Genomic DNA, 13168 nt, shown 5'->3' on the forward strand with positions numbered 1-13168 from the left:
TTTTGCGCGCATAGATAAGTATGTAGAGACTTATACCCTCTACCGAACAAGAAACGAAATAGACAACATAACGATATGATCAAAATTACCTTTCCCGATGGCAACTTCCGCGAATATGAAGCGGGAGTTACTGGTTGGGATATAGCCGGTAGCATCAGCCCACGTTTGCAGCAAGATGTATTGGCTGCAGGCGTAAACGGACAAACGTGGGATCTGCATCGCCCGATCAATGAAGATGCAGAAGTGAAGTTATTCAAATGGGACGATGCGGAAGGCAAGCATGCATTTTGGCACTCCAGTGCCCACTTGATGGCCGAAGCATTGGAAGAATTGTATCCGGGTATTAAATTCGGCATCGGACCTGCTATCGAAAACGGATTCTATTATGACGTAGATCCGGGCGAAGGCATTTCTATCAAAGACGCCGACCTCCCTGCCATCGAGAAAAGGATGCAGGATTTGGCTGCTCGCAAAGAAACGATCATTCGACGCGACATAGCCAAGGCTGACGCACTCCGCATGTTTGGAGACAAGGATGACCAATATAAAGTGGAGCTGATCAGCGAACTGGCTGACGGTACCATTACAACCTATACACAAGGTGGATTCACCGACCTTTGTCGTGGCCCGCACTTGCCCAATACCGGTTACATCAAAGCGATCAAGCTTCTAAGTGTAGCAGGAGCCTACTGGCGCGGTGACGAAAAGAGAAAACAGCTGACACGAATCTATGGGATCACTTTCCCCAAGAAAAAAATGTTGGATGAATATCTTGAGCTTTTGGAAGAGGCCAAGAAACGTGACCACCGAAAGATTGGCAAGGAGCTTGAACTCTTCGCTTTCTCCCAAAATGTAGGTGCCGGCTTGCCGCTTTGGCTGCCGAGAGGCACACAGCTGCGTTTGCGTTTGGAAGATTTTTTGAAGCAGATACAGAAGCACTTTGGCTACCAACAGGTAATTACGCCGCATATCGGCAATAAGAATCTCTACATCACCTCCGGGCACTACGCCAAATACGGACAGGATTCTTTCCGCCCGATCAATACACCGCAGGAGGGAGAAGAGTTCATGCTAAAACCGATGAACTGTCCTCACCACTGTGAGATATTCAAGATCACACCACACTCCTACCGCGATTTGCCGATTCGTTTGGCCGAGTTCGGAACAGTATATCGTTACGAACAAAGCGGAGAGTTGCATGGGCTGACACGTGTAAGAGGTTTCACGCAGGACGACGCACACCTGTTCTGCCGTCCGGATCAGCTCAAAGAAGAATTTTGCAAGGTGATGGATATCATTTTCATCATCTTCAAGGCTCTTGATTTCAAAAACTTCGAAGCACAGATATCACTTCGGGATAAAGTAAACCGAGAGAAGTATATCGGAAGCGAAGAGAATTGGGAGCGTGCCGAGCGCGCAATCATCGAGGCTTGTGAAGAAAAAGGTCTCCCCGCTGTCATAGAATACGGTGAAGCTGCGTTCTATGGTCCCAAGTTGGACTTTATGGTCAAAGATGCATTGGGTCGTCGTTGGCAGTTGGGGACCATTCAGGTGGATTACAACCTGCCCGAACGATTCGACCTAGAGTACACCGGTGAAGACAATAAAAAGCATCGCCCTGTGATGATCCATCGTGCACCGTTCGGTTCGATGGAGCGTTTCGTTGCTGTACTCATAGAGCACACAGCAGGTAAATTTCCGCTTTGGCTCACGCCTGATCAGGTTGTTGTCCTGCCCGTAAGCGAGCGCTTCAACGAGTATGCTCATCGTGTGGCTAAAGAATTGAACCAGCGAGATATCCGCGTACAGGTGGACGACAGGAATGAAAAGGTCGGACGAAAAATACGGGACAATGAGTTGAAACGTATTCCGTATATGCTCATCGTTGGCGAAAATGAAAGCCAGAAGGAAGAGGTATCAGTACGCAAACAAGGCGAAGGAGATATGGGTATTATGAAAATTACTACCTTTGCCGAGCTTATCGAGAAAGAAGTGGATGATATGATTAGCGCTTGGCGTAAAGATTATCAAAACTAAAGCCTTCTTTTCAGAAACAATAATAAGGTAACAACAATTCAAACAAGTATTATCAAAAGGGGAAATCGGCAAAACCGGCCCTTCCCCCTCTTAAACATTTTGAATGGCAATCGATAAAACGAAGAATCAACATCGGATCAACGAAGCAATCCGAGTGAAAGAGGTGCGTCTCGTCGGTGACAATGTGGAGCAAGGTGTGTACAACATCCAAGAAGCACGACGCATTGCCGAAAGCCAAGATTTGGATTTAGTCGAGATCTCACCAAATGCTGATCCGCCCGTATGCCGTGTTACCGACTATCAGAAGTTTGTTTACCAACTGAAGAAGAAGGCTAAAGAACAGAAAGCCAAATCGGTGAAAATCGTAATCAAGGAGATCCGTTTCGGACCCCAGACGGACGACCACGATTACAACTTCAAGCTCAAACATGCGAAAGAGTTTTTGCAAGAAGGATCTAAGGTAAAAGCTTACGTATTTTTCCGTGGACGTTCAATCCTTTTCAAGGAGCAAGGAGAAGTTCTTTTGCTTCGTTTTGCCAATGATTTGGAAGACTTTGCTCGCGTAGAGCAAATGCCTATTTTGGAAGGTAAGCGTATGACTATCATGCTTACGCCCAAATCCGCATCAAAAAAAGGACATACACCACCGAAAACGCAGGTGGAGACTTCTAAACAAGTCAAAGAATCCGTAGAAACCGAAGAAGAATAAAAAACACCGCTGTCCGACAAGACCTGTCCTACAGCAGTGGAATAACAAGAAGTGTTTAATAATAATAGTGTTGGAAAATGCCTAAATTGAAGACTAACTCCGGTGCCAAAAAGAGGTTCGCCCTTACCGGAACAGGTAAAATCAAGCGTAAGCACGCTTTCAAGAGTCACATCTTGACAAAGAAAACGAAGAAGCAAAAGCGTAACCTCACCTACTTCTCCACAGTACACAAGGTAGATGAGAATGCCGTTAAGCAACTCCTTTGTCTCCGATAACAAACTCTTTCAAAGCAAACTAACAACGATTTTTTTAACAGAGAGGCATGCTTTATCAAGTGCGTAGGTTTATTAAGATAAAACCGAAGCCGCTGCCAATCAAAAACAATTAGTATTATGCCAAGATCAGTCAATCACGTTGCATCACGAGCTAAACGCAAAAGAATTCTGAAGCTCACACGCGGATATTTTGGTGCTCGTAAGAATGTATGGACAGTTGCTAAGAACACGTGGGAAAAAGGTTTGACCTACGCCTATCGCGACCGTAAGAACAAAAAACGTAATTTCCGTGCTCTGTGGATACAGCGTATCAACGCTGCAGCTCGTTTGGAAGGGATGTCATATTCTCGCCTGATGGGTGCTCTCCATGCAAACGGTATCGAAATCAACCGCAAAGTTCTCGCTGATTTGGCGATGAACCACCCTGAAGCTTTCAGAGCTATTGTAGCCAAAGTAAAAAACTAAATGCTTGCCACACCTCTTATTGAGGTGGTGGTCAAAGTAACATAAAGAAGATGTGTCAAAAAGATTTTGGCACATCTTTTTTGTTTCATACCTACTACTGGCAAAGTAGAGAAGAGAGACAGGAGTGCGCAAGGGACTAAAAACGGACTATGCCGAAGAGAGACTTCTCTCTTCGGCATAGTCATTTGTAAGACTTTGTGACCCGGGCGGGATTCAAACCCGCGACCTTCAGAACCGGAATCTGACGCTCTATTCAGCTAAGCTACCAGGCCTTTTTGCTGCACAAAAGTACAAAATTCTTTCCGTTTGGGATTGATTTCTGTCAAGTGGCTTACCGCTTGCGACGGAAAAAGAAGCTCAGATGCTTCATGATCGACTTCTTGCTACCGTAGTAATGCATCATAATCAAGAATCTTTCTTTGAGCGAAGCCTTATGGTTTTTATAGGTTACACCTCTTCTATCGTCCAAAGAGTGTACCAAGATCATCTCTGTATTCACCACATTGCGAGCCGCCTGAAGAATGCGAATGCACCAATCGAAATCGGCTGAAAACCGATATTTCAAATTATATGGAGGTGCAATCAATCGCTTAGCAATAAAAGCCTGGTGACAAACCAACATCCCATCGGCAAAACTTCTCCATTGAAGTTCGAAAGGAGGACGAAGTCGTCGCAAACCTTTCTCCTTACCGTCGGCATCAATCAACATGGTATCACCGTAAAGAACATCCGGCAATCCCATTGAAGAGCCTTTAATACCGTTGGCTATCGTCTCGACAAGCTCATTGGATGGCAAAAGATCGCCCGCATTCAGAAACCAAACATAGTCTCCCGTAGCCATACGGAGTCCCTTATTCATAGCATCGTATAATCCTTTGTCCGATTCGCTGATTAGTTTGATATCCGAAGACAGCGAACGTACTACCTCAGCTGTATTGTCGGGAGAAGCTCCATCAACAACAATGTATTCTATATTAGGGTATGTCTGCGAAAGTACACTTTGGGCTGTTTTGGCAATAACGTCCCTTGCACAATAGCAGACTGTAATAATTGAAAAAACAAGTTTATTCTCTTCCATAATATTCCCCAAAGGATAGGTATCGGATCTCGACACACAAATTCACGCAGCAAGAAATGCTTGCAAAAGCATCACTTACCGAATTAAAAACTCAAGCGATTCCTATTTTGTTCGCCTGGGATTATGCGTTGCTGTTTCGAATATGGTGCGCAAATTATTCGAAATTGAACGTAAGCATAATCATTCGAGTGCGTGCCTGCCTGATGGACTGCGTATAGATGAGCTTATAATCATCCAAAAGATCGGGACGTTCGTGCATAATAACGTCGGGAAAGCCAAAACTAAAGCGCAGTTCGGGACACAACTTGAAAAATGGCAGGTAAAAATCGCAACCGAGGCCGATCTGTACCCCATAATCATTGGCTTTGGTATAAATCTCCAGCCCCTTCTTTCGCCCCAACTCCATGGTCCAATAAGGACCACCAATGATGTATGGACGTATATTATTCAGGCGTCTGGAACTGTATTTCAGCAGCAAAGGAAACTCCAAATAATTGGATCGAACCGAGAAAGATGCCACAGACTTCTCCCCATCGGAAAAGACGAATTGCTTGTCCCCGAAGTGCAAGGTCGGCAGGAGACGCAAATTCAAATTAGGCAAGAGGAACATATCGCCGATCACGCCAACGGAAAACCCGGGCGAATACTTGGAGATTTGGGCAAATATCGGAGCCGATGTACTTCCCTCCGGCACGAATCCGTTGTTCGAGATAACTAAATCCTGGGCATGCATCCCTACATGGAATCCAAGATGATAGCGTTTGTAGTCCGCATAGGGACGATTCTGCACTTTTTCCGTTTGCGCCGAAAGGGTACGACCGGCCAAAGCACAGATCAGACAAAGGAGAGCGATTCTCAACGAAAAACGTGAATTATATAAGAATTGCATCTGAGGGAATAATCTTCAATTCTTTATTTGGTGTGTAAAACCAACGTCTTATGCAGCAAAGATATTGTATTTTTGCGCGAATCGGTGTTAGAACGCCTCGTTCGTGGATTCGCACAACTCACCTCACAACAATAATTATGGAAGTAATACACTTAGGTGCCGAGCACTCTCTTCTCAATAGATTCGTCATGGAGATGCGCGATGTCACCATTCAGAACGATCGACTGCGCTTTCGTCGCAATATAGAACGTGTGGGAGAAGTAATGGCCTATGAGATAAGCAAGAAGATGACGCAGCAGGTGCGTACCGTCACTACTCCTTTGGGGGAAGCCGAGTGCATCGTCCCACAGGACAAAGTAGTGCTGGCTACGATCCTTCGGGCAGGATTGCCTTTCCATCATGGCTTTCTGAACTATTTCGACTATTGCGAAAACGCCTTTGTATCCGCCTACAGGAAATACAAGGACCGTCTGAATTTCGACATCCACATCGAATACATAGCCTCCCCGGACATCACGGACAAGGTCCTCATCATATCCGATCCCATGCTCGCCACAGGCAGCTCCATGGAACTGGCCTACAAAGCACTACTGACCAAAGGCAATCCGAAGCACATCCATATAGCCAGCATAATAGCCAGCCAGCAAGCCGTAGACTATATACGCGGTGTCATGCCGGAGAATACTACAATATGGATTGCAGCCATCGATCCCATCATCGACGAGCATTCCTATATCGTACCGGGATTAGGCGACGCAGGCGATTTGGCCTATGGCGAGAAGCTTTGAGCCACGGCCTGTAGAACTGCTTGCTCCGGCCAAAGATCTTGCCACGGGTCGGGCGGCAATCCTCCACGGTGCCGATGCCGTGTATATCGGTGCTCCGTCTTTTGGCGCGCGAGCTTCCGCAGGAGTATCGATAGAGGATATAGGCCGGCTGGCATACTTCGCACGACTTTATCGTGCCAAAGTATATGTAGCACTCAACACGATCCTGTACGACGATGAGCTTCCCGAGGCCGAACGCATCGCATGGGAGCTTTATCGGGCAGGAGCAGATGCCCTGATCGTACAGGACATGTCTCTATGTCGTCTAAGCCTCCCACCTATAGCCCTCCATGCCAGTACACAATGCGATATCCGCACTGTGGAGAAAGTCCGGATGTTCCAATCCCTGGGCTATGAGCAGGTGGTATTGGCCAGAGAGCTGTCTCTCCCCGAAATCCGCAAGATAGCTGACTCCACATCAGTGGTATTGGAAGCCTTTGTACATGGAGCACTCTGTGTGAGTCTGAGCGGTCAGTGCTACCTCTCCGAAGCACTGACCGGACGCAGTGCCAACCGAGGAGCTTGTGCCCAGCTTTGCAGACTGCCCTATACGATGATCGATGCCGATGGAAAGGTAATCCGAAGCAATCAGCATCTCCTTTCCTTGAAAGACTTGAATCGCTCTGCTGAACTGGAGTCGATGCTTGAGGCCGGTATCTCTTCGTTCAAGATCGAAGGCAGACTGAAAGGCATCTCCTATGTCAAAAACGTAACAGCTCACTATCGCCGTCTTCTGGACGAACTCATCAGCCGCTACCCCGAACGCTATTGCAGGGCCTCATCGGGACGGTGCTCTTTCGCTTTCCACCCCGCTCCCGAAAAGAGCTTCAACCGCGGCTTCACCGATCTGCTTCTGAGCGGCAAACGGGATACGGACTCCCTCATCACACCCGAATCGAACAAAAGCCGAGGAGCCTATATCGGCCGAGTGACCGCCGTAAAGAGGGACAAGATCAGTATCCGACTACGATCCGACAATACGGAATCCAAAACCTCTCCGGCCAATGGCGATGGCCTCTACCTCCTGCATCCTGACGGCAGCATGAGTGGCACGCGCATCAATGTGGTTTTGCCTGACGGCAGCATACAGGTGGACAATCCTACCGGCATCGTACCGGGCACAAACGTATTCCGCAATTACGACATTCGCTTCGAGAAAGCACTCTCACAAGACAACTCGGCCGTCCGCCTCATTCCCGTATCCCTTACTCTGACGGACGTTCCGGAAGGCTTCTCCCTATTGATAGAAGCAGACGGCTATCCACCGGCAAAGGGCACGATAGCGGCCGCCCACGAGCCTGCCAATCGGTTCGATGAAGAGCAGATCCGCAAGAATCTGTCCAAATTAGGAGGCACACCGCTTGAAGCCATCTCGGTCAATATCCGGCTCAGTCACGACTATTTCATTCCGCTTTCCCTCATCGGTCAGCTAAGGAGAGAAGCAGTTCAGTCTTTCATTGAGACGGCCTCGGCTATGCCCGAGCGCAAGGGAAACGCCGTCGCACGACACCGCAGACCTCCTACGGCAGACTGTCCGCGCGAGGGAGAGCAGAGTCTTTCCTTTTTGGCCAACGTGGCGAACAAGGAAGCAGAAGCCTTCTACCGGCAGATGGGATATACAGCCATCGCCCCCGCCTTCGAACACTCGCACCCCCAAGGCGTCCCGCTTATGTTTTCGAAGCACTGCCTTCGCTATCACTTGGGATACTGCCCCACGTTCCAGCACAAGAAATCGCCGTACAGAGAACCGTATTATCTGGTTCATGGCGAGAGCCGCCTGCGATTGGAGTTCGACTGCCGACACTGCCAAATGCTGGTCTACCTTGACAAGCAGATCCAATAAAAGTCAAAAAAAGCCAAACCTTAGGAGGCGGTGAGAGCAAAGCGACATCGCCAATCATCTTTCCAGATCCCAAGCCTTTTGGTTCGTATTTTTTCTCAACTCACAAACCGAAAAACGTGGCGCGAGAACGTTTTTGTTTTGGTGCGAGAAGCAAAAAATTCCCGCGCCAAAACGAAAAAGTTTACGCGCGTGTTTACACGAAAACTCAGGCCACAATCCGCCTGTTTTTGGCTCGTGATCTCTCTGTAAGCCATGCCGCTTCCACCGGGTTCGACCTCCTTTTCCGTGAACACGAATTAAACTTATTTCTCTTTCTTTCTCTATTTCAGTTGTAGGGTAAGTCGTAATATACCATTTCGGAGGATGGGAACGATAGCACCTATTTTTCTTTTCAAACTTTTCTTATGCGATCGATTTATCAATTACTGTTGTCAATGCTCCTTGCTTCTCTTGGTTTCGTTGGGCTGGAAGCCCAACAAGCCGGAGTAGCAGGCAGAGTATTGGACGAAGAGGGACACCCCATGATTCAAGCCAACGTACAGCTTGTACAAAGTACCGGTCAAAAGGCCGTAGTAGCGGGTGCCACCGATGAAAAAGGAATGTTCAGTCTGAAGACGTCACAGGATGGCGACTACATTCTGCGCGTTTCGTATGTAGGGTACAACACCCACGACGAAAAAATATCTCTCAAAAGCGGGCAAACCATCACGCTGAAGGATATTTCCATGAACGAAGATGCCCGTCTCCTACAGAGTGTGACGGTGCAGGCCAAAGCGGCAGAGGTCGTCGTACGCAACGACACGCTCGAGTTCAATGCCGGCTCCTATACCGTAGCGCAAGGAGCCTCTATCGAGGAGCTGATCAAGAAGCTGCCCGGAGCAGAGATCAGCTCGGATGGAAAAATCACGATCAACGGCAAGGACATCAGCAAGATCCTTGTCGATGGAAAAGAATTTTTCTCCAAAGACCCGAAGGTGGCGATGAAGAATCTTCCCGCCGATATGGTCAATAAAGTACAGGTGCTGAACAAGCTGAGTGAGTTGTCGCGAATGAGCGGTTTCGATGACGGAGAAGAGCAGACCGTAATCAATCTGACAGTGAAACCCGAAAAAAAGAAGGGGCTCTTCGGATCGGTCCAAGCCGGCTACGGTACTGACCAACGCTATATGGCCGGAGGGAACGTCAATCGGTTCGACGGGAATAAGCAGTGGACATTGATCGGCAGTGCGAACAACACGAATAATATGGGCTTCAGCGAAATGGGCAGCGAGATGGGATCCATGACCTTCTTCTCCCCCCAAGGCTTTGGCAGACGGGGCTTCGGCAATAGCGGAGGCATTACCTCTTCTTCGATGCTGGGCGGCAACTTCAGCGTCGAATTCTCCTCTGCCCTTAACACGGGAGGCGATGCGCGCTACGGATACAACGACAAGGCCATAGAGACCACCAAACGCGTGGAAAACATCCTCGCCGAAGGGAATACTTATATGGACGAGAGTATATCGGAACGCTCTTTCTCTCACAACGGTCAGGCTCGATTCAGGCTGCAATGGAAACCGTCCGAACGTACCGAAGTGGTCTTCGAGCCCGACCTCTCGATATCCAAGATGGATGGCTTCTTCAACGACGCATACGAGACGAAGAATACGACCGGAAGCATCATCAATAAAGGCTCCATCCACCAGACTACGCAAGGGAACAACTTCCGTCTGAACGGGGAACTGGACATCAGCCACAAACTCAACGATGAAGGGCGTACCCTGAGTGCTTCCATCAGCGGCGGACTGACCGACGAAGACGGAGAAGGCATATATCAGGCCGTGCTCCAAAGTGTGGAGACGAATCAGAAGCAATTCAACGACAACTCCGACCTGCAATATCGCCTTCGGCTCTCCTACGTAGAACCATTGGGCAAAAATTACTTCGCACAGGCTATTTTGAACCGACGCTTCTCGCGTCGCAATTCGGACCGTGAGGTGTACCGATTGGGCGACGACGGACTGTACTCCACACTGGACGATCAGTACGGACTCTCCTACAACAACGAGTTTACCCAGTATCGCATCGGACTGAACCTCAAGAAGATTGCCAAGACGTGGGACTACACCGTGGGGTTCAACGTGGATCCCAACAGAACTGTCAGCTATCGGAACGTAGGAGGAGTAGAGCAGGACAAGTTGGCTTTCAATCGTGTCAATCTCTCTCCGATGCTCCGAATCAACTACAAGCCGAACAAGACCACCAACCTTCGCGTAGATTACCGAGGGCGTACTACACAACCATCCATCAATCAGATCGCTCCCGTTCAGGACATCACGAATCCGCTCTTCGTGACAGAAGGAAATCCGGGCCTGAAGCCCAGCTATTCGAACAATGTGATGGCCATGTTCTCGGACTTCGACGCCAAAAGTCAGCGAGCTTTCAGCATCGTTTTCTTCGGCAACTATACATTCGACGACATCGTCCCCAATACGCACTACGACCAGTCCACAGGGATCCGTACCACCCGCTATGAAAATGCTTCCGGCACATGGCAGGCGAATCTTCATGGGACACTGTCGGTTCCGCTCAAGAACAGGGCATTTTCTTTCAGGATGTCCTTGTTCAACAGGCTGGCCGAAGGACAAAGCTTTATCAATGACAATAAGAACAAAGCCCTCTCGTTCCGAACGAGAGAACGCTTGACGCTGACCTATCGCAACGATTGGATCGACACGGGTATCGGAGGCAACATAGGATTCTATATGGCGAATAATAGTCTGAGCGGACAGAAAGATTCGCGCACATACGACTTCGGCGGCAATTATCAGGTCGCACTAACGCTTCCCTATGGATTCCGTATTGACAGCCAATTCGAATACAACACGAACTCCGGCTACAGCGGGGGATTCAGCCTGAACGAATGGCTTTGGGATGCTTCGCTCTCATACAGCTTCCTTCGCGACAAGGCCGGTACACTGCGGGTCAAAGGCTATGACATCCTCGGTCAGCGCTCTAATATCAGCCGTTCTGCTACGGCCATCAATATAGAAGAGACCATGTCCAATACGATCGGACGCTACGTGATGGTGGACTTCATCTACCGATTCAACGCCTTCAGCGGTGGCGGATCTCGCAGCGATCACCGACGTGGCAATATGAATCGTCCCGGCGCACCTTTCGGCCGTGGCGGACGACCGTCCTAATCGGACCTCTCTTCTGAGCAAGAGACAAAGTGTGTAAGTGTTTTTATAACAAACCGATCGAGGGTACACCCATACCGGGTGTACCCTCTTTTTTCAATCATAAAGCGGCCGCCGACTTCCGACGAATCGCGCCACTCTCAAGCAGCCAATGCTCAATTCAAAAGGTCGAATCAGCATGCAAATTGCGCCCTCTTTCGGCACCTATGGATCTCCCCACAGAAACCACCAGTAGATTCTCTCAAAACTACTGGTGGATTCTCGCGAAACTAATAGTAGTTTTGAGCGGAACTAATATTAGTTTGGATATATTGAAAAAAAAGAGCTGTGCACAGGGAGGATTTCCTTTCTGCACAGCTCTTTTTTGCGGGGATTATAAGCGGTTCCTCTTACGGAAGCGATCTAATCTCTTGTTTCCGCATTTTCCTTGCGGAATAAGATATGCTTACTTCTCGATATTGGGGAGTTCAAGTCCGTAGCCTTTCTTTACATCGGCCCCTTTCAGGAGAATACCGAGGATAAAGGCGAGTACACCAAATGAAGCAAAAACCAGCATCGCCAAAGTATAGTTCTTCGGTTCGCCGGCTGCAACACCCTTATTCGTGGCGTCGAGGATGGCTCCGATCACGATGGGAACAACCATCAAGCCGATATTCTGAATAAAGAAAATGGCCGAATAAGCCGAACCGAGTACTTTGGGGTCGATAATCTTGGGTACCGAAGGCCATAGAGCGGCAGGTACCAAAGAGAAAGAAATACCCAGTACGACGATGGCTGCAATGGCTATGGCCAGCGAAGATGTGGCACCGCTCTCGAAGGGGAAAATAGCAAATGTCAGGTGACAAACGAACATCAGCACCGAACCGATAATAAGCATGGTGGCTCCTTTTCCGATCTTATCCAAGAAAGCGCCGAGGAAAGGTGTCAGCACCATGGCACCCAAGGGGAACATACTGAAGATACGCGCAGCTCCTTCGGCCGTCAGACCGATATTGGACTGAAGCATCTCGGTGGCAAACTTCTGAAAGGGGAAAATGGCTGAGTAATAAAGCACGCACAAGAGGGCAACAATCCAGAACATGCTATTGCCGAATACCTGTTTGAGATCTTTGAAGCGGAACGGTTCTTCCTCTTCCACACTCGCATCCTGTACTTCGCGGTCGAGCTTCTTATCGAGGATACCGTAGATACCATAAAGGATCAAACCGATGAAAAGAAGTGCCGTAACAAAAATAACCGGTACCTGAACGCTCTGAAGCGTACCTTCGAACTGCTTTGAAATTATAGGTGAAGTCCAGAACACGGCGAAGACTCCCAAACGGGCAATAGCCATCTCAAGCCCCATGGCCAAAGCCAACTCTTTGCCATGAAACCACTTCACGATAGCACGCGAAACGGTTACGCCGGCCATTTCACAGCCACATCCGAAAATAGCAAAACCGACACAGGCCAGCTTGGCAGATGGGGGGAAGCCCATAGAAAAGGAATTGAGCATATCGTAACCGAAGCCGCCATTATTGAAGACTTCACTCAGGGCATATACCTTAATAAGGGCACCCAAAAGCATCAAACTGCCGGATAAGATGGCAGTGAAACGCACGCCCATGCGGTCCAGAATGATCCCTGCCAATATGAGGAATCCGAAGAAAACGTTGATAAAGAACTCGCTACTGCCATAAGAGCCGAAGACCGTGGAACTCCAATTGACCTGCTGCTCTAACTGTGTTTTCAGAGGAGAAAGCACATCCACGAACATGTAGGCAAAAAACATGGTGGCAGCCACTAAGATTAGTGCTGTCCACCGGACTGCGGGCTTGTCCCTGAGGGATTGTTTGATTGCGTCAGTCATTTTTTTAAAAGGTT

Annotated in this window: 12 protein-coding genes and 1 tRNA gene; 8 read left to right on the forward strand and 5 right to left on the reverse strand. The window is 48.6% G+C overall.

Features of this window, described 5'->3' with window-relative positions; translation table 11 throughout:
- Window positions 1-75: 75 nt before the first annotated feature.
- The 4 genes from thrS (at window position 76) to rplT (ending at window position 3486) form a co-directional block, all read left to right on the forward strand.
- Window positions 76-2037 carry a threonine--tRNA ligase gene (gene thrS / locus HQ49_RS02750; RefSeq protein ID WP_018964838.1) on the forward strand — a complete coding sequence of 654 codons (1962 nt, stop codon included), beginning with the start codon at window positions 76-78 and terminating at the stop codon, window positions 2035-2037.
- 103 nt (window positions 2038-2140) lie between these two features.
- Window positions 2141-2746, forward strand: a complete 606-nt coding sequence (infC, locus tag HQ49_RS02755) for a translation initiation factor IF-3 (RefSeq protein WP_018964837.1) — start codon at window positions 2141-2143, stop codon at window positions 2744-2746.
- A gap of 77 nt (window positions 2747-2823) precedes the next feature.
- Window positions 2824-3021 (forward strand): 50S ribosomal protein L35, encoded by a 198-nt coding sequence (gene rpmI / locus HQ49_RS02760; RefSeq protein ID WP_004584226.1) that lies wholly within the window; start codon window positions 2824-2826, stop codon window positions 3019-3021.
- Window positions 3022-3138: 117 nt separating this feature from the next.
- Window positions 3139-3486: a 50S ribosomal protein L20 gene (gene rplT, locus HQ49_RS02765; RefSeq protein ID WP_012457918.1), complete on the forward strand. Its 348-nt coding sequence runs from the start codon at window positions 3139-3141 to the stop codon at window positions 3484-3486.
- Window positions 3487-3684: 198 nt separating this feature from the next.
- Here rplT and HQ49_RS02770 read toward each other — a convergent pair.
- The 3 genes from HQ49_RS02770 to porT all read right to left on the reverse strand — a co-directional run bounded on the left by HQ49_RS02770 (window position 3685) and on the right by porT (window position 5453).
- Window positions 3685-3758 (reverse strand) — tRNA-Arg (locus tag HQ49_RS02770).
- Between the two features lie 59 nt (window positions 3759-3817).
- A complete protein-coding gene (locus HQ49_RS02775; RefSeq protein ID WP_018964836.1) occupies window positions 3818-4564 on the reverse strand; it encodes a glycosyltransferase family 2 protein in 747 nt (248 codons plus the stop codon).
- Window positions 4565-4718: 154 nt separating this feature from the next.
- Entirely contained in the window at window positions 4719-5453 is a 735-nt protein-coding gene (gene porT / locus HQ49_RS02780) for a type IX secretion/gliding motility protein PorT/SprT (RefSeq protein WP_033317133.1), read from the reverse strand.
- Between the two features lie 137 nt (window positions 5454-5590).
- Here porT and upp point away from each other — a divergent pair, with 137 nt between their 5' ends.
- Both upp and HQ49_RS02790 read left to right on the forward strand, forming a co-directional pair.
- Window positions 5591-6241 (forward strand): uracil phosphoribosyltransferase, encoded by a 651-nt coding sequence (gene upp / locus HQ49_RS02785; RefSeq protein WP_018964834.1) that lies wholly within the window; start codon window positions 5591-5593, stop codon window positions 6239-6241.
- Window positions 6225-8123 carry a peptidase U32 family protein gene (locus HQ49_RS02790; protein ID WP_039418315.1) on the forward strand — a complete coding sequence of 633 codons (1899 nt, stop codon included), beginning with the start codon at window positions 6225-6227 and terminating at the stop codon, window positions 8121-8123. Before upp ends, HQ49_RS02790 begins: the two co-directional genes overlap by 17 nt.
- Window positions 8124-8218: 95 nt before the next feature.
- On the opposite strand, the gene HQ49_RS12510 is transcribed toward HQ49_RS02790, so the two are convergent.
- Entirely contained in the window at window positions 8219-8293 is a 75-nt protein-coding gene (locus tag HQ49_RS12510; RefSeq protein ID WP_369684611.1) for a DUF1661 domain-containing protein, read from the reverse strand.
- Here HQ49_RS12510 and HQ49_RS11980 point away from each other — a divergent pair.
- Together HQ49_RS11980 and HQ49_RS02795 are read left to right on the forward strand one after the other, a co-directional pair.
- Window positions 8265-8372 (forward strand): DUF1661 domain-containing protein, encoded by a 108-nt coding sequence (locus HQ49_RS11980; RefSeq protein ID WP_235290047.1) that lies wholly within the window; start codon window positions 8265-8267, stop codon window positions 8370-8372. The genes HQ49_RS12510 and HQ49_RS11980 overlap by 29 nt on opposite strands.
- Window positions 8373-8557: 185 nt before the next feature.
- Window positions 8558-11308, forward strand: a complete 2751-nt coding sequence (locus tag HQ49_RS02795) for a TonB-dependent receptor (protein WP_196296396.1) — start codon at window positions 8558-8560, stop codon at window positions 11306-11308.
- Window positions 11309-11750: 442 nt separating this feature from the next.
- Here the strand turns inward: HQ49_RS02795 and HQ49_RS02800 are convergent, their stop codons facing one another.
- Entirely contained in the window at window positions 11751-13154 is a 1404-nt protein-coding gene (locus HQ49_RS02800; protein WP_039418318.1) for an MFS transporter, read from the reverse strand.
- Window positions 13155-13168 lie beyond the last annotated feature (14 nt).

The sequence above is a fragment of the Porphyromonas gulae genome, assembly GCF_000765945.1.
In the GTDB taxonomy this organism is placed as follows: Bacteria; Bacteroidota; Bacteroidia; order Bacteroidales; family Porphyromonadaceae; genus Porphyromonas; species Porphyromonas gulae.

What these genes read in the sequence shown, in the direction of transcription:
- HQ49_RS02795 (WP_196296396.1), top strand. Translation starts at nt 8,558, where the DNA reads ATGCTCCTTGCTTCTCTTGGTTTCGTTGGGCTGGAAGCCCAACAAGCC.
- thrS (WP_018964838.1), top strand. Translation starts at nt 76, where the DNA reads ATGATCAAAATTACCTTTCCCGATGGCAACTTCCGCGAATATGAAGCG.
- rpmI (WP_004584226.1), top strand. Translation starts at nt 2,824, where the DNA reads ATGCCTAAATTGAAGACTAACTCCGGTGCCAAAAAGAGGTTCGCCCTT.
- rplT (WP_012457918.1), top strand. Translation starts at nt 3,139, where the DNA reads ATGCCAAGATCAGTCAATCACGTTGCATCACGAGCTAAACGCAAAAGA.
- HQ49_RS02775 (WP_018964836.1), bottom strand. Translation starts at nt 4,564, where the DNA reads ATGGAAGAGAATAAACTTGTTTTTTCAATTATTACAGTCTGCTATTGT.
- HQ49_RS02790 (WP_039418315.1), top strand. Translation starts at nt 6,225, where the DNA reads ATGGCGAGAAGCTTTGAGCCACGGCCTGTAGAACTGCTTGCTCCGGCC.
- HQ49_RS02800 (WP_039418318.1), bottom strand. Translation starts at nt 13,154, where the DNA reads ATGACTGACGCAATCAAACAATCCCTCAGGGACAAGCCCGCAGTCCGG.
- porT (WP_033317133.1), bottom strand. Translation starts at nt 5,453, where the DNA reads ATGCAATTCTTATATAATTCACGTTTTTCGTTGAGAATCGCTCTCCTT.
- upp (WP_018964834.1), top strand. Translation starts at nt 5,591, where the DNA reads ATGGAAGTAATACACTTAGGTGCCGAGCACTCTCTTCTCAATAGATTC.
- infC (WP_018964837.1), top strand. Translation starts at nt 2,141, where the DNA reads ATGGCAATCGATAAAACGAAGAATCAACATCGGATCAACGAAGCAATC.